The sequence below is a fragment of the Iodobacter arcticus genome (assembly GCF_042664895.1).
In the GTDB taxonomy this organism is placed as follows: domain Bacteria; phylum Pseudomonadota; class Gammaproteobacteria; order Burkholderiales; family Chitinibacteraceae; genus Iodobacter; species Iodobacter arcticus.
Window position 1 is genome coordinate 111,068 of the sequence record NZ_JBHTBQ010000001.1, and the last position, 18,290, is coordinate 129,357.

Here is an 18,290-nt window from a genome sequence, read left to right on the forward strand (position 1 = left end):
ATCCGCTTCTTAAGGACAAACCAATGAATATGAAAGCTAATCAACCTTGGGTGAGTATTTGCCAAGTGACAGATATCCCCAAGCTAGGTAGCCGTGTAGTGCAGCGCCCTGCGGGCAATGTGGCGGTGTTTCGCTCTGCAGCCGATGTGGTATTTGCGCTGCTGGATCATTGCCCGCACAAGGGCGGGCCTTTGTCGCAGGGGATTGTGCACGGCGAATCGGTGACCTGTCCTTTGCACAGCTGGAATATCGACCTAGCCACCGGTGAGGCCCGCGCCCCCGACGAAGGCTGCGCTAGGCGCTTCCCAGTAAAAGTCGTCGAAGGTGAAGTGTTTTTGAGTTTGTAGATTTTATGTAAACCCACTTCTTAAACCACGGAGGGCACAAAGAACACGGAGGTGCACGGAGAAAACCTAAGAATCTGGGTAACTACTCAGGCGAGTTAAAAACAAGGTTGCTGCCCACAAAAAACACCAAAGGCACGGAAAAACCGGCCATTTCTCTTGGTTTTCTCCGTGAAACTCCGTGCCCTCTGTGTCCTCCGTGGTTCAGGATTTGGGTTTTATTTTAATAGCGTGAAATTTGCCACTTTGAAAGAGAAAAACCATGACCACCATAACCCGTTCTACCTGTTGCTACTGCGGTGTGGGCTGCGGGGTGTTGATCGAGAGTGAGGGCGAGCAGATTGTTGGGGTGAGCGGTGATCCGGCTCATCCGGCCAATTGGGGCCGCCTTTGTACTAAGGGTTTGTCTCTGGCTAAAAGCGTGCAAAGCCCCATCGGGCGGGCGATGTATCCGGAACTGCGCACTAGTCGATCAGAAGCCCGGCAGCGGGTAGATTGGGATAGCGCGCTGGATGCGGTGGCGGATCGGTTTGCGGGGATTATTGAAGAGCACGGGCCGGATTCGGTGGCGTTTTATGTCTCTGGCCAGCTGCTGACCGAAGATTACTATGTGTTTAATAAGCTGGCTAAGGGCCTGATCGGCACCAACAATATCGATACCAATTCGCGGCTTTGTATGTCGAGCGCGGTCACGGCTTACAAAATGGCCCTAGGTGCGGATGGCCCGCCAACTTGTTATGAAGACTTGGAATTAGCGCAAACGCTGCTGTTTGCTGGCAGCAATATGGCTTATGCCCATCCGGTGTTGTTTCGCCGTTTGGAGGCGGCCAAGGCGGCTAATCCTGATATTAAATGGATCGTGATCGATCCGCGCCGCACCGATACCGCCGCGATGGCCGATTTGCATTTGCAGATTCAGCCAGGCACCGATGTGGCGCTGTTTCACGGCATGCTGCACCATATTTTGTGGGAAGGTTTGGCGGATACCGCCTTTATTGAGGTGCATACCAGCGGCTTTGCCGAGCTAAAAGCGCGGGTGCGGCAGTACACGCCCAAAATGGTTGCCGAGCTATGCGGCGTGCTGGAGGCCGATTTACTGCAAGCAGCAGAATGGTTTGGCCGCTCGCCTGCGGCGCTGTCTTTGTATTGCATGGGGCTGAATCAATCCAGCCACGGCACAGATAAAAACCTAGCGCTGATTAATCTGCATCTGGCGACGGGGCAAATTGGCAAGCCCGGCAGCGGGCCGTTTTCGCTGACCGGCCAGCACAATGCCATGGGCGGGCGCGAAGTGGGCGGCATGGCCACCATGCTGGCCGCGCATCGCGATATTGCCAATCCGCAGCACCGTGCCGAAGTGGCGCAATTTTGGGGTGTGGATGCCGTATCAGGCAAGCCGGGCCTGCCTGCGGTGGCGATGTTTGACGCAATTAAAGCGGGGCAGATCAAGGCGGTGTGGATTGTTTGCACCAACCCCGCGCATTCCCTGCCAGATTTGCCCAATGTGCGTCAGGCACTAGAAATGGCCGAGTTTGTGGTGGTGCAAGATGCCTTTGCCCACACCGACACCACCGCCTTTGCCGATGTGCTGCTGCCCGCCAGCAGCTGGGGCGAAAAAGAAGGCACGGTGACTAATTCTGAGCGGCGTATCTCCCGTGTTCGGGCGGCGGTGCAGCCGCTAGGCGAGGCAAAATCAGATAGCTGGATTGCCCTGCAAGTGGCGCAAAGAATGGGCGCGCGCTTAAAGCCAGAGCACCCCGGCCTGTTCTTTTTTGACAGCCCTGAAGCTATTTTTAACGAGCACCGCGCGCTAACGGTAGGTCGCGATCTGGATATTGGCGGCCTAAGCTACGCACTGCTAGAAGCATCCCCACAGCAATGGCCTTACCCTCAGGGCGCAAGCACTGGGCAGGCGCGGCGCTATTCAAACGGCGTGTTTGCTACCGACTCTGGTCGAGCCAAATTTACGGCGGTGGATTATTTGCCGGTGGCCGAGCCGACCAATTCACGCTTCCCTTTTCATCTGCTGACTGGCCGTTTACGCGATCAATGGCATGGCATGAGCCGCACTGGCCGCCTGCCACAGCTCTTTGCGCATAGCCCCGAGCCAAGTTTAGAAATGAACCCGGTGGATGCCGAGCGGCGCAACTTAAAAGTGGGCGATTTACTCCGCATCAGCAGCAAGCGTGGCAGCCTGATTTTGCCATTGGCGCTCTCTGCCGATCTGGTATCTGGCTGCGTTTTTACTGCCATGCACTGGAGCGGGCAGTTTTTAAATAGCAGCGGCAGCAATGAAATTGCCAGCAGCGCCACCGACGATAAATCGTTTCAGCCCGAGCTAAAACACGCCGCCGTGCGCATCGAAAAAGTCGAGCTGCCGTGGGTCTTATTAGCCGCTCGCAAAGGCGATGTATTGGCGCTGCACGCCGCCGTACAGCCACTTTTAAAATCCTGTAGCTACGCCAGCATCAGCCTGCAAGGCCGTGACGAGCCAGTCTTAGTGCTACGCGCCGCCGCCAAAATGCTGCCCGAAGGCCTGTTAGAAAAACTCTTTGCCGCACTCGATCTTTACCCCAATCACGACGTACTCGAATACCACGACGCCCGCCGTGGCCTGCTTAAACGCGTCGGCTGGCAAGAAGATCAACTTACCGGCTTTGTACTGGCAGGCGACACCCAAGGCGGCGAAGCACTCTTGGAGCAGTTAATAGCAGGCAACCCATGGCAAGGCCCACGCCTCAACGCCTTCTCACCAAAAAAACTCGGCAACACCCCGCGTGACCCGGTGATCTGCAACTGCATCAACATCCGCGAATCCGCCATCCGCGCGGAAGTAGCGCTGGGGGCGGATGTAGCAGGCCTAAAAGCCAAACTAGGCTGCGGCAGCGTATGCGGTTCTTGCGTGCCGGAGCTAAGTAGGATGTGTAATCAGGCGATTAAGGCGTGAGGTTGGCGGAGCTAAATATTGAACCCTTGATCCAACCGAGGACACAGAGTAGGGCGGGTGAAACCCGCGAGCAATGCTGAATAAATACGCGGGTTTCACCCGCCCTACGAAGTCATAGGACGCACGGTAGGGTGTACAACGACGAAGTCGTTGCGCACCGAAAGGCGGTGCGCAAGAAAAACGACTTGCACACCCTATGAGCTTGTTGGGAGAGAGTTAAATCTTGAACCACAGAGAACACCGAGAACACAGAGAAAAACAGCTTTTTAGTTAGGTCGTGTTTTGAAAGAAAGCCTTTTCAAGGTCAACCAATATCAACGGTTCTATCGCTGCTCATAGCACGGGGCTTAAATCTCCCCTTGAAACACGCCGAAGCGAGGAACAAGCGGGCGGGGTTTCGGCGAGGACTGTCTGAGCGAGCTTGCGAGCGAGTTCCGCAGCCGCCGCTCGATTGTCCGCAGATGAGGGGCCTTCGTGTTTCGTGGGGTCGCCTTCTTTGGCTTCGTTTCTTGGCGAAGCAAGAAAGGAAGGCTCCGCGGTGGCTACCGCACCAAAATCACCGTGCCGAAGGCACTAAAACGAATCAAACCCACTGGAAAACCAACCATGAAACAAGGCAAAGTGATTTTATTAGGGGCGGGGCCGGGGGATTTGGACTTGCTTACCATCAAAGCGATGAAAGCGCTGATGCTGGCCGATGTGGTGCTGCTCGATGATTTAGCCAACCCAGAAATCGCCAGCCTTGCCCCGCAAGCACAGCTGATTCGGGTAGGGAAACGAGGCGGCTGTAAGTCAACGCCACAAGATTTTATCCAAAGGCTGATGCGCCGCTACGCCTTACAAGGCAAGGTCGTAGTCAGGGTAAAAGGCGGAGAAGTGCTGCTGTTTGGCCGCGCTGGGGAAGAGATCAGCTTTCTGCAAGCCGCTGGGGTCACCGTTGAAATCATCAACGGCATCAGCTCCGGCCTTGCCGCCGCCGCATCGCTCGGCATTTCGCTTACCCACCGCGAACACTGCCAAGGCGTCACCTTTGTCACCGCCCACGCCCAAGACCATAGCGAGCCAAACTGGCAAGCACTCGCCCAAACCGGCACTACGCTAGTGATCTATATGGGAATGAGCCGCATCGCCCAAGTCACCGCCGGCCTACTCAAAACCCTAAGCCCCAACACCCCCGCCGCCGTAGTCCAATGGGCCAGCACTCCCGCCGAGCGCCGCTTAATTAGCAGCTTGGAGTATTTGGCGGTGGATGCACAGGCGGCTCAAATGGGCAGTCCGGCGATTATTTTGGTGGGGGATGCGGTTGGGGAGGCTAGGGAGAGGGTATTGGAAGAGGCTGTTGCGGCGTGATGGTTTGAGCTATCCGACGGGTGTAAATGAATCTATTTTGTGTTGCTTGTAAGATTTATTTTGTTTTTTGTAAAAATAAATTGTAAATAAATTAAGGTGAGCTGACAAAATATATGGGTATTGGCGTAAAAAATCGCTACTTCGAGTGTAGTATGACAGCATAAAATACATGAGACCGCACTCAGCATCACTACTGAGGGGGCGTTTTTATACACCTTAGAGGCTGGTTTTTCTGCCATTTAGGGTATCTATATCTTGTTAGGTTTTCAATGTCGATCAATAAATCGAGCTCATGTGCAAGCGGTGAGTATCTCGTTCTTGGAGAGATGCTCAGGCGAGGATACGAATGCTATTTAGCAAACGGCCCTACTCAAAACGGGTGGGACATCGTGGTTCTTAATGAACATGGAGCAAACATAAGAATCCAGGTCAAGACTATCGATTGGCCAGAAAAAAATGCCATAAACGGCAAGCTCGACCATGGATTCGATATTTTGATCGCTGTTCTTCTGCAACGAAATATGCCCCAAGCAAAGTATGTCATTGCTTCGCTCGATGAAATTGAACCCTATCTTTCTGCCGTGTCGACAGACGAAAGCACCAATAGGGGAAAAAATGGCGGCAAAGAACGTACTTTGAACCTTGGAGAAAAATTCGAAACCCAAGAGGGTAAAAAAGACCTCAAAGTGGATGAATTGGGGTGGGAGCACTTGAAACAATTGATCAATAACCTAACAACTCATTCAACCGGTCCTACGCAAAAAGCCTCGAAATCCGGTTAATTAAGACGTTATGCGAAAGGAGTAAATATGGATTTCGTAGTAATCGATGTAGAAACCGCCAATCCAGATTTGGGAAGTATCTGCCAAATTGGCGTTGCAATTTTTTCTGGAAGTAAATTTTTAGAGTCATGGTCATCGCTGGTGAATCCAGAGGATTACTTCGATGACTTCAATGTTTCAGTGCATGGAATAACTGAGGCAATGGTTTCATCCGCACCTACTTGGCCAGAAATTCATGCACGCCTAAAACTCAACTATACAAACATTATCGTTGCTAGCCATACGCCATTCGACAGAACTGCAATTCGTAGAGCCTGTGAAAAAAATGGAGCAGAGCCATTTGAATGTCGGTGGCTAGATACTGCAAGAGTTGTTCGGCGCACTTGGCCTGAGTTCTCAAAATCTGGTTATGGCCTTTCAAATCTTTCTAAGCATTTTGGTATTGCATTCAAGCATCATGATGCCGAAGAAGATGCGCGTCTTGCAGGTGAAATACTTATATTAGCAATTAAAGAAAGTGAAACAAGCGCTTCTGAGTGGTGTACGCGGGCATTGAAGTCTTCTGCTGTGGCAAAGTCTTATACTGCTGTAGAGGCAAATCCAGAGGGGCCACTGTTTGGGAATGTTGTCGTATTTACAGGGGCACTTTCAATACCACGTCAAGAAGCCGCAAGGCTTGCTGCTTTTTCTGGTTGTGAAGTTGGCGCGGGAGTCACTAAGCACACATCTTTACTTGTTGTTGGAGATCAAGATATTCGGGCATTGGCTGGTGCAGAAAAAAGCTCTAAGCATAGAAAAGCAGAAGAGCTTATGGGGAAAGGTCAGGCAATTCGAATAATTGGAGAAAGTGATTTTGAGCGCTTAATAAGCGGCTAAAAAACCCATAGGGTCAGGTCTTACATTTGACATGAGCAATCAATTTAACTTGTTTTGCAAACCACTATAAGTTTTATTTGACGCAAAAGTAATGCCTGACCCCATTACTTTCTAGGGCTTGCCTATTACTCTGCAAAGACTTAAAGCGCAGGCAGAAGGCACTCAGGTTGCGAATGTTTAGTTGTGCAATAGGAATGTGATAAGTGATGGTAATTAAAAAAGGCGGTGCTAACTTAATATTTAATTGAGCCAGCATCGCCTTTTTAAATCGATTAATTAACCATTTTTTGCAGTTTGGGTTTTTTCTTTAGCAGACCAAATACGGTAGCGTAATTCAACGCCTTCGGGTAAATAAACCACCATAGGCAATTTATCGTTATAGCGGTATAGCTCTTCAGAATAGACGCTCACAAAAGCTTGTTTTTTCGGCGCATTCGGTGGGCATCCCATCATGGTGCTCATGCCCGGCTCAATTTGTGGCAATACCCAATAATCATATCCCCAGCCCTGAGCCGTTTCTTTTTTTAGCTGTCCGCCCAAATTTCTGGTATTGCAATCTACTTCCATCATTTTGCCAGGCAATAGCTGCACCCGATAAAGTTCTGGATTTTTTACTTTAGGCAGCTGGATTACTTTACGCACAAAGCCTGCTTCTGGGGCAGGAAAGGCTTTCATTGGGTCTGGGCTTGCAGCAAAGGTGCTGGCGCAAGTAATGGCGGTAAGGATGGCTAGTTTAATTTTCATTTAATCTTCCTTAATAGTTTATTGATGCAATTTTTATGAAAAAACCTATAGGGTCAGGTCTTACATTTGACATGAGCAATAAATTTAACTTGCTTTGCAAACCACTATAAATTTTATCTGATGCAAAATCTAAGACCTGACCCCATTACTTCACGCGCAGGGGAAGAGATCAGCTTTCTACAAGCCGCTGGGGTCCGCGTTGAAATCATCAACGGCATCAGCTCCGGCCTTGCCGCCGCGGCATCGCTTGGCATCTCGCTTACCCACCGCGAACACTGCCAAGGCGTCACCTTTGTCACCGCCCACGCCCAAGACCACAGCGAGCCAAACTGGCAAGCACTCGCCCAAACCGGCACTACGTTAGTGATCTATATGGGAATGAGCCGCATCGCCCAAGTCACCGCCGGTCTACTCAAAACCCTAGGCCCCAACACCCCCGCCGCCGTAGTCCAATGGGCCAGCACCCACGCCGAGCACCGCTTAATTAGCACCTTGAAGCATTTGGCATTGGATGCACAGGCTGCTCAAATGGGCAGCCCGGCGATTATTTTAGTGGGCGAGGCGATTGGAGAGGCTAGGGTTGGTGTATTGGATGAGGCTGTTGCGGCGTGATGTGAGAAGTAGCTGACGGTGATGAACGAGTAAATTCCGTATGATTTGTAAGTTTTTTTTGGTTTTTTGTAAAAATAAACTGTAAATAAATCCAATCTAGCTGACAAAATTTATGGGTAGTAACGCAAAACCTCACTATTTCGGGTGTAGTATGACGGCATAAAATACATCAGGCCACCCCAGCATCTCTGCTGGGAGTGGCTTTTTATACTCCAGCGAGGGTATTTTCCGCCATTTTAGGGTATTTATATCTTGTTAGGCCTTTTGAAGCTTTATTTACACCACTCGCGCAAGAAAGAGATAGTCATGTTTGGTTTTTTTGGAAAAAAGAAGAGGTCCCCTCTCGACGCTGTGTTCGATGCCTTGGATAAACAGAGTGTCAAGTCACTAGGAAGCGTTGCGAATGTTCTGGTTACTCAACTACTCCATTGTCGAACTCGGCCGGCTGAGCTTCAAAGCAAATTTGTGCGAGGCTACCTATTCGGTTTCTTTGACGCAGCCCTACAAAGACTTGGCCTTCCCTATAGATCCGAGCAAGATGCAATTCTTAGGATCATTGCAGGCCACTCATTTGTTTTTCACGATCAAAACATTGATGCCATTCAATACGTGAAAGACTCTGTCAACCTACAAGATGATCCGACTTACAAAGCCGCTCATCAGAAGGGTGTTGATGAACTGTTTGAGTGCTTCGGAGCTGAAGAAAGACAGCCTTTGGGTCTGATTAAGTACTTCACGGAGCTTGATTGAAAGCCAAATGGACTACTTAGCAGGTGGGTCCACTACCCCCGCGCACCAGCCTAAAAAAGCGGTAGGTTTTAAGCCTCCAGCGGCAATCAGAAACCCACCAAACAAAGACAAGGCACGACGATGGAATTAGTAATTTTCGCGACTATTGTAATCTTTATTGCATTTTTCTTCCTGATGAAGCGAGGAACAAAGGCTGTTCAGGCTTACGTTTATCTCGCAGCGCGAAGCGAAGGGAAGAGTGAGTTTGACGCCAACGATATAGCATCGCGAATCGACACGCATAGCGCTGGCCATCTAAATCAAGCAATGTTGGTCTTCTGCAAGCACTGTTACGGCGAGGGCCAGTTAGCAATGATATCCAGCGCTAGGCTTGATGGCTTTCGCAAGTAATAGCTTTGTAGGGCGGGTTAGTTGTATCAACCCGCGCTGAGTGATATTGCCAACTATGAATACCAACTTAATTTCCGCTCAGCTTTCCATCCCTGAATCGCGGGTTACGCCTGCGGCTAACCTGCCCAGGGATTGGACAGCCGCTTCAAGTCGCAGTTTTGTGGTTTTGCTGCGCTAAAGTAGTTCATAAAATCACAACTTAAAAACTGCCGTTTAATTCGGCGTTAGGTACTAGAGGAAATTTTGTGTTGCCCGAAAAAATAATTGAATGGCTTAATAAAACAGGCTTTCCACTTGAAATGGAAGCAGCATCTGCTTTTCGTAACGCAGGATTTGATGTTCGTCAATCAGCTACATTCCGCGATTCACAGTCCGATAAAGGACGTGAAATTGATGTAATAGCGGAAGATCCAGATTTTATAGGTGTCATAGAAGTTTCTTTTGTCATTGAGTGTAAGTCGTCTTCCAAGCCTTGGGTTGTATTTACATCTGATGATGCTCTGTCTAATTACAATAGACTATCCGCTTTTGGTGTCACATCCAGTGCGGCTCGAGAAGTCCTTGCCAATAGATTTATTGATCTTCCCTTGCTTGGCCCTTATATAAAGAGGCCGCAGCGAGGTGGCTACGGTTTCCGCCAAGCCTTGGGAAATGAGTCTGATCCAGCCTATACCGCCGCCATTGGCGCCTTAAAGGCCTGTCATGGCGTAGCGCAGGATCGTTCTTCGTCCACAATTCCCCGTTTTGCATTTGCATTTCCAGTTGTCGTTATAGATTCCCCTCTATTCGAGTGCTCCAGAAAGGAGTGTGGTGAGTTAGAGCTTACTGAGGTAACAAACAGCGAATTCCTGTTTTCCGCACATATTCCAGATCACATCGGTTGCTGCATTAAGGTAATCACAAAAGAACATCTTCCCTCCTTCGCAAATTGGGCAAAAAATCTTGCAAATACAATTCGAGAAGAACTAAAGAATGAAGAGGCTAATGTTCTCAAGCGCATCAGAGGTGTTACAGACACCTAACAAAGCCCTTTAGCCCTGTAGGGCGTGCGTTTATCAACCCAGCATGAGCCATGCTGTCAATCACAAACCACCTGCTCGATTACTACTCAGCCTGCATGTCTGAATCGCGGGTTAGGTCTGCGGCTAGCCCGCTCTGCAGGGCTTTTTAGTGCCTTCGGCACGTTGGTTTAGGTGCGGGAGTCCCCCGCGTGGGACTCATTTTCTTGAACGGCCAGAAATCCTAGTACGCAAAGAAGGGCGCCCCGACCAGCACGAACCCCCTCTCTGCGGACAGCGGTGGCTGCGGAACTCGCTTCGCTCAAATAGTCCTCGCCGAAATCCCGCCCGCTTGTTCCTCGTGTCGCGGCTTCAAGGGGATTTTTAAGCCTCATGCGATGAGCCAAGAAATCAACTGGCTTAACTTTTTCGCAATAGAATACCCAATAAATTAATACATTAAACTGACAAATTTCTGGCATTTACCTCAATGCTTGGGTGTAGTATGTTGTCATAAATTGGGTTGCCCTTTGCAATCTGTGGGCGTGTATGTCTGCTGTTAACTTGGAAAAAGCTATGAATATCGTAGAGAAGCAAGTTGTGATTGCCGCTGCACCTGAAACGATTTTTCGTATTTACCAAGATGTTGATAATTGGAAGGGCTGGGATCCGGATACGAAGGCCTCTTCATTAAAAAAGGGCTTAACGCTTGGCTCTAAAGGCAGTTTGACGCCCACCAAGGGCAATACTGTGCCTATGGAAGTGACGGCTATTCAGCTAAACCGTAATTTTACGGTAACCAGCAAGACCTTCTTGTTTCGCATGGATTTTGATCATGAGCTGGAGGCTGTGGAGGGCGGTACCAGAGTGGTGCACCGTGTGACGTTTGCCGGGCTGCTGAAACCACTCTTAATCAGAATGCTTGCCCCGCTGGTGGATAAGGGCCTGCCTATTACCCTGCAAAGACTTAAAGCACAGGCAGAAGGCGCTCAGGCTGCGAATATTTAATAAGTATTCAATATTTGTAGGGTGGGTCAATTTGATGTTGTATTAGCAAGCAATAAGCCATGACCTGATTATGCCGCTTGCTCAACAACATTATAAATATCGTAGGGCGGGTACAACTCACGTATTTATGCGGCATCGCTCGCGGGTTTCACCCGCCCTACGAAATCATTTCGCTTAAGTTGATAAGCTTGGCAATAGTGCTGTTTATTTTTTTGGTATTAGCAATGATATAAATGCTGGGGATTAAAAAAGGCGATGCTTGCATTGAGCTGCATCGCCTTTTTTAATATTTTAATTAACCATTTACTGCAGTTTTGGTTTTATCTTTAGCAGACCAAATACGGTAGCGTAATTCAATGCCTTCAGGTAAATAAACAACCATGGGCAATTTATAGTTATAGCGGTGCAGCTCTTCTGAATAAACGCTAACAAAAGCTTGTTTTTTAGGCGCATTAGGATCGCATGCCATCATGGTGCTGATGCCCGGCTGAATTTGTGGCAATACCCAATAATCATACCCCCAGCCTTGAGCAGTTTCTTTTTTTAACTGGCCGCCCAAACTTCTGGTATTGCAATCCACTTCCATCATCTTGCCTGGCAATAACTGCACCCGATAAAGTTCTGGATTTTTAACTTTAGGTAGCTGAATCACTTTGCGAACAAAGCCCGCTTCTGGCGCAGGAAAGGGTTTCATTGGATCTGGGCTTGCGGCAAAAGTGCTGGCGCAGGTAAGGGTGGTAAGGGTGGTAAGGATGGCAAGTTTGATTTTCATTTAATCTTCCTTAAACGTTTATTGGATAGTTTTTATTGAAAGGTATTGCCTAATTAATAAGGCATAATATTGGTGGTCTGCTTTAAAGAATAGCAATTATTTACAGAAAGTTAATGATGTTTGTCACATTTTTTATTGTAATAAAATTAATTATTAATTTTATTTGGCATTATTATTTACCTGATTATGCCTCTTGTTCAAACTCATTGTAAATATCGTAGGGCGGGTGAAACCCGCCGAGCTTTGTAATGAAATATGAAAAACGGTGGGTTTCACCCGCCCTACAAATTCAAAAATCGAGCACCACTCTTAAGAAATCAATTTACACAGAGATGATTGAGCAAGAGGCATAGTCAGGATTGTTTAAGCTAAAGTTAATTTTAAATATAATAGTGCGAGTGAGATTCAACCCTATCAACTTAAGGGGCGTTCGTAGTTCGTAGGTTGGGTTACGCTGGTTTATCCGCCTTGATAGACGAATAAACCAGCTAACCCAACCTACAAAAGCATTATGCCCCGCGGGCAATAAAATACGCGTGTTGCACCCGCCCTACAAGTTCAAAAATAGAGCGTAGTGAGTAGCAGGAATAATCGGGAATTTGATGTAATTAATTTCAAATAAATAAAATAAATATTAAATTTTCTTAATGAGCTGAATTGCCACTTCTTTTTGCACGCATTCCTTGCGTGATCCGCCCGCTGTATCCACTTTAAATCCGCAGGCTTTGGCAATGAGATAGCCTTTGCCTTCTGAGTTATTGCTTAAGAAGGAGTTTACCGAAGTGGGTACGCCAGAGAGCGAGATATTGTCTTTTTCTTTTTCCCATTTCAGTGTGGCCCGTGAGTTTTTCTCTGGGTTTAGCGTAAAAAACAAATCGGTATCATCACTGCTAACCAGCAAATCTTTACTCAGGTGCAGATTGAAAGTGGCTACATCCGTCGCTTTTGCATCCCATTCTACGGTAAAGAAGCCGTCGTTAATTGGGGTGATGCCGCTGGTGTCTTTTTCCCCGGCAAGCACTCGCAGGGCATTGATTGTGGGCACGGTATCGACGGCCACAACGTTGATGCCGTCGCTATTAACTGTGACATCGCCACCGCCACAGGCCACTAAGGTGGAACAAAGAATACTTATTAGGAAGATGGATTTCATGGGGCACTGTCCGAGTTAGGCACTAATGTGGGCAATATACAGCGGCTATCTCTTGGTATATGTAATGGTTTATTTTTTTACTACTCAGGTTTGGGAAAAAATAGGTATCCACGGAAAATACGAACAAAGCCGGAGGCGCATCAGCTTCTAATCTGTTGATTTTCTCCGTGTAACTCTGGGTCCTCCGTGTTCTCTGTGGTTCAAGATTTGGGTTGCGTACTGTTTTTCATCCAGCCATCCCAAGCCGGTGGCTCGCTCATTTGCGCGGGCAGAAAGTCGATAAAGCTGCGGATTTTAGCGGAGAGGTGGCGGCGGCTGGGGTAGACGGCGTAGAGGGCGAGCTGGGGTGTGGTGCAATCGGGCAGCAGGATTTCTAGCGCGCCGCTGGCTAAGTCTTCACCAATTAAAAAGCTTGGCTCGCAAATGATGCCTTCCCCTGCAAGGGCTGCGCGGCGCAGCAGATCGCCATTATTGGCGCGAAAATGTCCAGCTACTTTAATCGTGATATTGCCATCCGCCCCGCTAAAATCCCACTCGCCACGGCGGCTGCCATTGGTGTAAATCAGGCAGTTATGATTGGCTAAATCGGCGGGAGTGAGCGGCCTGCCGTGTTGTGCCAGATAGCTTGGCGCTGCTGCTGTGACGATACGAATCGTCGCCAAACGCCGCGCCACCAGCGTGTCGGTGATCTGGCCGGAGATGCGTAGCGCCAGATCAAAGCCTTCTTCAACTAGATCGACACTGCGATCGGATAGCTCGATTTCTACAATCACATCGGGATGGGCTTTTTGGTAGGCGGCAATGAGCGGTGAGAGATGCAGCTGGCCAAAAGACACTGGCACATTAATCCGCAGCAAGCCAAACGGCCGCTGGCCTTCCTGCCCCAGCTCCGATTCGGCCTCGACCACATCGCCCAAAATCTGTAAACAGCGAGCATGGTAAAGGCGGCCCGCTTCGGTGAGGCTGAGCTTGCGGGTGCTGCGCTGCAAGAGGCGGGTATTTAAATGCGCTTCCAGCTCGGCCACCAAACGCGATACCGCGCTGGTGGAGATATCTAGCTGATTGGCAGCCTTTACAAAACTACCCGCGTCAACAACCCGGGTGAAGACTTGCATGGCGGTGAGTTTGTCCATGATGGTGGGCTCAAGTTGGGGCGGGTGAAACCCGCAGATTGTTTGGTAGAGAGCGATCAAAACCCAAGTCTTGAACCACGGAGGACACAGAGGACACGGAGTTTCACGGAGAAAACAGATTTAGAGTTAAGTTGATTTATTTGAATTTTGAGATTTTTCAAACTTGGTAACGAGTAGCTTGTCATGGCTGGCGGCATAGGGCTTAAATCTCCCCTTGAAGCACGCCGAAGCGAGGAATAAGCGGCTCGGGGTTTCGGAAAAGGGGTAGCGAGGCAGCGAGCGAGCAGCCTTTTTCGCCGAGCCAATTATCCGCAGTGAGGGGCCTTCGTGCTGGTCGGGGTCGCCTTCTTTGGCTTCGTTTCTTGGCGAAGCAAGAAAGGAAGGCCCCGCGGTGGCTAACCGCTCCAAAATCAACGTGCCGAAGGCACTAAAAAGATCCTTTTGACTTTGCTTTGAGCTACACCACCCCCCATCCAATTATCCCATATTCAGGGATAATTATTTGAGAATATCTGTATTTATCCCTCAGGTGGCAATCGTCATACTGCACTCCATCGATGCCAAACACATGGCGCAAACCACTGGAGATTCAAAATGATTGATAACAAAACCGCCCCCTACGCAGCTCTTGTTCTTCGCCTTGCTCTTGCCATTATGTTTCTGGCGCACGGTTTAACGAAGGTGTTTGTGTTTACTCTGCCGGGTACGGCACAGTTTTTTGCCTCGGTAGGTTTTCCGGGCTGGATGGCTTATCCGGTAGCGGGGGCTGAGGTGTTTGGTGGCTTGTTCTTGCTGCTTGGTCTTTATCCACGTTTAGTGGCAGCGGCATTGTTGCCAGTATTGATCGGTGCAAGCACGGTTCACTTTGCTAATGGCTGGTCGTTTGGCAATGCAAATGGCGGTTGGGAATACCCCGTGTTTCTGATTGCTGCAGCCTTGGTACAAGTATTGATGGGCGATGGCGCATTTGCTCTGAAACGCTCACCTCGTTTTGCGGATTAAGATTTCAAAGCAACATCTTGAAACCCAAATCTTGAACCACAGAGAGCACAGAGGACACAGAGCTTCACGGAGAAAAGCGATTCTCTGTGTGCTGTTTTGAATCTCTGTGCTCTCTGTGTTTACAGACTTCAGGTTCTTAAAATATCTAATACCAAGGAATTCACCATGTTTCCCAGCTTCTATATTTCTCACGGCTCTCCCATGCTGGCTTTGGATGCTGGGAAAGCGGGTCTTGCTTGGCAGGCTTTGGTGGCGGATTTGCCTAAGCCTAAGGCGATTTTGATGGTGTCGGCGCATTGGGGCTCTTTGCGGCCTGCGGTGGGTGCGGCTAGCCAGCCTGAGACAATTCACGATTTTGGCGGCTTTCCTGCGGCGCTGTTTGAGTTGCAATACCCAGCGCCCGGCGCGCCGTGGTTGGCAGAAAAAGTGGCCGCTGTATTAGAGGCTGCAGGTTTACCGGTGGCGATTCACCCTAGCCGAGGGCTGGATCATGGCGCGTGGGTGCCGTTGCGGGTGATGTATCCGGATGCCGATGTGCCGGTAGTGCAGCTGTCGATTCAGCCAAGGCAGGGCCCAGAGCATCATTACCGCTTAGGGCAGGCTTTGGCGGGTTTGCAGCAGGAAGGCGTGATGATTATCGGCTCGGGCAGCCTGACTCATAATCTGTATGAAGTAATGGGGGACATCACCGAGGGCGATCCACGTGTGCCCGCCTACGTGCCCGCATTTCAGGCTTGGATGAATGAAAAGCTGTTGGCAAATGATATCAACGCCTTGCTCGATTACCGCCGTCAGGCTCCGGAAGCCAGCCGCGCCCATCCAACAGACGAGCATCTGTTACCGATTTTTGTGGTGATGGGCGTAGCCCAAGGCGGGAAAGTAGAGCGTAGCCATAGCGGTATTACCGGCGGCGTGTTGGCGATGGATGTGTATCGTTGGCAGGATTAATGCCGCTGCACTTGATCAAATGTAGGGCGTACTTGCAGCACTCAAGCGGCGATTTTTGCCTAATGTAGGGCGCACTTGAAGCACCCAAGTGACGATTTTTGTCGCTTGGGTGCGCAGTGCGCCATAGGCATGTACCAAGGGCCGGTGCGCAAGAAGAACGACTTGCACACCCTATAAAAATCAGCTCTTTGTCTTAACTTGCTGCCCACCCAACATTACTTCTGCAATTGCTTAGTCCATGCTTGCAGCGCCACCATTTGCGCTGCAACATTTTTGCTGATGGTTTCATCAATCACATTGCCATTGGCGTCAAAGCCCCCCGCAAAGGCGTTGGCGAAGACTTCGGGTTTTGCCAGTGGTAGCAGGTTTACAAAGACGCATACCTGGCGCAAATGGTATTGCGAGCGAGAAGATCCCATGCCGCCAGCTGCGCCTAAAATAGCCACGGGCTTACCGTTCAGCACTTTGTTATCGGCTTCGCGCGATGCCCAGTCGATCACGTTTTTAAGCGCTGGGGCTAGGGAGTAATTGTATTCGGGGCAGGCTAATACCAGTGCATCGGCGGCGGCGATTTTAGCCAGTAGCTCAATCAGCACCGCAGGGCGATCGCTTGCTGCGATATCACCGTTATAAAAAGGAATGGCCGAGATATCGACGATTTCTAATTCCATACCGGCGGGTAAATTGGCTTTGGCGCAGCGCAGCAGCCCGCTATTAGTCGATGCTTTACGTAAGCTGCCAGAAAAACCGATTGCTTTGATTGTCATCTTAATGCCCCTTGGTAAAAGTGGATGATGCAATGCGCCTTTTATAAACGGCGCAAATTGCACATCTAGTGATACGCCGCAGAGATCAATTGCGCAAGCTTACTTAGTCTTCAATTAGCGTACGATTTTTCACAATGCAGATGAATCTTTACAGAGCTGGTGAAATGATCCCCAGCCCGCCACCCTAATTAAGCCGCTTGCAGGCTTACTTTGCTAAGCACTTGCCCCGCAGCAGGGTATTCGGTGTTCATATAAATTTTTACAAAAGAATGGCCCATGGTGTCTTTCGTGGGGTGAAAACCGATGCTGATATTGGATGGCAAAGTTTTTTTAATCAGGCGCAGCCCGTTAATAACCTGATCCCATGATGAGGTGATATAGCTAGAGCCTGGCATCAGGTATTGCGCTGGGCTGGCGGTTCCCACGCTGCTCACTTTGCCCTGTGCATTATTAGGGCCAGAGATCAGCATATTTTGCTCGGCATTGGCGTAAAGATTGCCTTGTGAATGCGCCACCAACACCAGCTTGCGGCCTTCGGCTAGATATTGGCGGTACATTTTTAAATGCTCGGGTAGCTCGGGCATTGAGCTGCTGCTAAAGGCATTTAAATATTTATCGTAAATGGCCTGGCTCATCCAGCCAGCCTGCGCCGTACCGCCGTCCAGCATGCGCCAGAAATCCTTGGCATCTTGCGTTTCATTGTTTTTTTGTTGAAACACCTGCCATATATCACTAAAAAAGCCATTGCTGGCGTTATAGGCATTGCCATAGACAAAGTCTTTATCTAGTTTTTTGGCCTTCATATTGCCTTTAAGCACCAGCATGCTGGCGACAGAATCATCAAAGGTATTTTGAATGCCATTTACAAAAACCACGGCAGCAGGCGCAGCAAAGGCTGGGCCAGCCATCAGAGAGGCGAGCAGGGCAAGGCGTTTCAGCATGATTAATTCCTGTTAAGGGTGGGTAAATCGTGGTGTTAGCTGCTTAATTCGGTAGGTTTAAAATTGCAGGGTTGATTACCGGGGTCTGCAAAATATTGACCGGATGCCAGTGTCTGAAAGCGTAAATAGGCTTCGGTGCGTTTGGGGGTGCCTAGCATTTCGGCGCGGGTTTTCAGCAGCTCGTCGTACATGGTCTGAGCTGTTTTACCGGTTTTTTGCGTGACGTCATCGCTCATCAGGCAGGCAATGCCGCGGGCAATTTTTTCGCCAGCTTGCTTGGCTTGGGCAGGGGTAGAAATATCATTGATGGCTTCGCCCCAGCCTTGGGCGAGCTGGGTAAAGGCCAGCTGATTCGTTTTGGATGCGGCGTAGGTGTGATCGATATAGGCGTTTACATCGTCGGGTACGCCATCATGATTCTGATCGCTATCGCTCTTTGTATTGGCGGTGCCTACGGCTGAGGCGGTGGCTAACCAGGGAGTGCTGGCCGATGGCCGGGAGGGAAAGCTAGAAGGGGAGCTGCCAGCCGCTACTGCTGCGGGGGCAGATTGTGCCTCTGTGGGCCATTGGGAATAAGCGCCAAGCGCAATAAGGGTCACTGCAGCAATCAGATAAGGCCATTTCATGGCGATATACTCGGTAAGTGCTCAGTTTTAAGAGTCAATCGAAGCAACGGTTTTAGCGCCTTTGGCAGGGGCTTTTCGTGCTTTTTCGGATAAACAAGGCAGCACCAATTTGGGTCTTAAGCACAAACTGGTACCACCTTTGCCTTG

19 protein-coding genes are annotated in these 18,290 nt (G+C 49.6%); 12 read left to right on the forward strand and 7 right to left on the reverse strand.

Annotated features, from left to right (window positions below):
• Positions 1-23: 23 nt before the first annotated feature.
• From nirD to ACFQNF_RS00515, 5 genes are all read left to right on the forward strand, one after another.
• A complete protein-coding gene (gene nirD / locus ACFQNF_RS00495) occupies positions 24-347 on the forward strand; it encodes a nitrite reductase small subunit NirD (protein WP_082752796.1) in 324 nt (107 codons plus the stop codon).
• A 259-nt stretch (positions 348-606) separates the two neighbouring features.
• On the forward strand, positions 607-3,291 hold the full coding sequence (locus tag ACFQNF_RS00500; protein ID WP_380185297.1) for a nitrate reductase: 2,685 nt from the start codon (positions 607-609) through the stop codon (positions 3,289-3,291).
• A gap of 606 nt (positions 3,292-3,897) precedes the next feature.
• On the forward strand, positions 3,898-4,641 hold the full coding sequence (cobA, locus tag ACFQNF_RS00505) for a uroporphyrinogen-III C-methyltransferase (RefSeq protein WP_380185299.1): 744 nt from the start codon (positions 3,898-3,900) through the stop codon (positions 4,639-4,641).
• 269 nt (positions 4,642-4,910) lie between these two features.
• Positions 4,911-5,423 (forward strand): hypothetical protein, encoded by a 513-nt coding sequence (locus ACFQNF_RS00510; RefSeq protein WP_380185301.1) that lies wholly within the window; start codon positions 4,911-4,913, stop codon positions 5,421-5,423.
• Positions 5,424-5,450: 27 nt separating this feature from the next.
• Positions 5,451-6,299: an exonuclease domain-containing protein gene (locus ACFQNF_RS00515; RefSeq protein ID WP_380185303.1), complete on the forward strand. Its 849-nt coding sequence runs from the start codon at positions 5,451-5,453 to the stop codon at positions 6,297-6,299.
• Positions 6,300-6,575: 276 nt separating this feature from the next.
• Here ACFQNF_RS00515 and eco (ACFQNF_RS00520) read toward each other — a convergent pair whose 3' ends face one another.
• Positions 6,576-7,043 (reverse strand): serine protease inhibitor ecotin, encoded by a 468-nt coding sequence (gene eco, locus ACFQNF_RS00520; protein ID WP_380185305.1) that lies wholly within the window; start codon positions 7,041-7,043, stop codon positions 6,576-6,578.
• A gap of 120 nt (positions 7,044-7,163) precedes the next feature.
• On the opposite strand from eco (ACFQNF_RS00520), the gene ACFQNF_RS00525 reads away from it, so the two are divergent.
• The 5 genes from ACFQNF_RS00525 (at position 7,164) to ACFQNF_RS00545 (ending at position 10,801) form a co-directional block, all read left to right on the forward strand.
• On the forward strand, positions 7,164-7,655 hold the full coding sequence (locus ACFQNF_RS00525; RefSeq protein WP_380185307.1) for a uroporphyrinogen-III C-methyltransferase: 492 nt from the start codon (positions 7,164-7,166) through the stop codon (positions 7,653-7,655).
• Positions 7,656-7,961: 306 nt separating this feature from the next.
• Complete coding sequence (locus tag ACFQNF_RS00530; RefSeq protein ID WP_380185309.1) at positions 7,962-8,405, forward strand: hypothetical protein; 444 nt, start codon at positions 7,962-7,964, stop codon at positions 8,403-8,405.
• A 120-nt stretch (positions 8,406-8,525) separates the two neighbouring features.
• Positions 8,526-8,795, forward strand: coding sequence for a hypothetical protein (locus ACFQNF_RS00535; protein ID WP_380185310.1), 270 nt, complete (start codon positions 8,526-8,528; stop codon positions 8,793-8,795).
• Positions 8,796-9,040: 245 nt separating this feature from the next.
• The gene (locus tag ACFQNF_RS00540; protein WP_380185311.1) at positions 9,041-9,817 is read left to right on the forward strand and encodes a VOC family protein; all 777 of its coding nucleotides are present in this window, start codon (positions 9,041-9,043) and stop codon (positions 9,815-9,817) included.
• 552 nt (positions 9,818-10,369) lie between these two features.
• Positions 10,370-10,801 carry an SRPBCC family protein gene (locus ACFQNF_RS00545; protein WP_380185313.1) on the forward strand — a complete coding sequence of 144 codons (432 nt, stop codon included), beginning with the start codon at positions 10,370-10,372 and terminating at the stop codon, positions 10,799-10,801.
• A 295-nt stretch (positions 10,802-11,096) separates the two neighbouring features.
• Here the strand turns inward: ACFQNF_RS00545 and eco (ACFQNF_RS00550) are convergent, their stop codons facing one another.
• From eco (ACFQNF_RS00550) to ACFQNF_RS00560, 3 genes are all read right to left on the reverse strand, one after another.
• A complete protein-coding gene (eco, locus tag ACFQNF_RS00550; protein WP_380185315.1) occupies positions 11,097-11,573 on the reverse strand; it encodes a serine protease inhibitor ecotin in 477 nt (158 codons plus the stop codon).
• Between the two features lie 634 nt (positions 11,574-12,207).
• Positions 12,208-12,726, reverse strand: coding sequence for a hypothetical protein (locus tag ACFQNF_RS00555; RefSeq protein ID WP_380185316.1), 519 nt, complete (start codon positions 12,724-12,726; stop codon positions 12,208-12,210).
• 200 nt (positions 12,727-12,926) lie between these two features.
• Complete coding sequence (locus ACFQNF_RS00560) at positions 12,927-13,859, reverse strand: LysR family transcriptional regulator (protein ID WP_380185318.1); 933 nt, start codon at positions 13,857-13,859, stop codon at positions 12,927-12,929.
• 594 nt (positions 13,860-14,453) lie between these two features.
• On the opposite strand from ACFQNF_RS00560, the gene ACFQNF_RS00565 reads away from it, so the two are divergent.
• Both ACFQNF_RS00565 and ACFQNF_RS00570 read left to right on the forward strand, forming a co-directional pair.
• A complete protein-coding gene (locus tag ACFQNF_RS00565) occupies positions 14,454-14,861 on the forward strand; it encodes a DoxX family protein (protein WP_046351447.1) in 408 nt (135 codons plus the stop codon).
• A gap of 165 nt (positions 14,862-15,026) precedes the next feature.
• Positions 15,027-15,809 carry a DODA-type extradiol aromatic ring-opening family dioxygenase gene (locus ACFQNF_RS00570; RefSeq protein WP_380185320.1) on the forward strand — a complete coding sequence of 261 codons (783 nt, stop codon included), beginning with the start codon at positions 15,027-15,029 and terminating at the stop codon, positions 15,807-15,809.
• Between the two features lie 215 nt (positions 15,810-16,024).
• Here ACFQNF_RS00570 and ACFQNF_RS00575 read toward each other — a convergent pair whose 3' ends face one another.
• The 3 genes from ACFQNF_RS00575 to ACFQNF_RS00585 form a co-directional block, all read right to left on the reverse strand.
• Positions 16,025-16,576, reverse strand: coding sequence for an NADPH-dependent FMN reductase (locus ACFQNF_RS00575; protein WP_380185322.1), 552 nt, complete (start codon positions 16,574-16,576; stop codon positions 16,025-16,027).
• A gap of 188 nt (positions 16,577-16,764) precedes the next feature.
• Entirely contained in the window at positions 16,765-17,517 is a 753-nt protein-coding gene (locus ACFQNF_RS00580) for a hypothetical protein (RefSeq protein WP_380185324.1), read from the reverse strand.
• 35 nt (positions 17,518-17,552) lie between these two features.
• Positions 17,553-18,143: a hypothetical protein gene (locus ACFQNF_RS00585; protein WP_380185325.1), complete on the reverse strand. Its 591-nt coding sequence runs from the start codon at positions 18,141-18,143 to the stop codon at positions 17,553-17,555.
• Between the last annotated feature and the right edge of the window lie 147 nt (positions 18,144-18,290).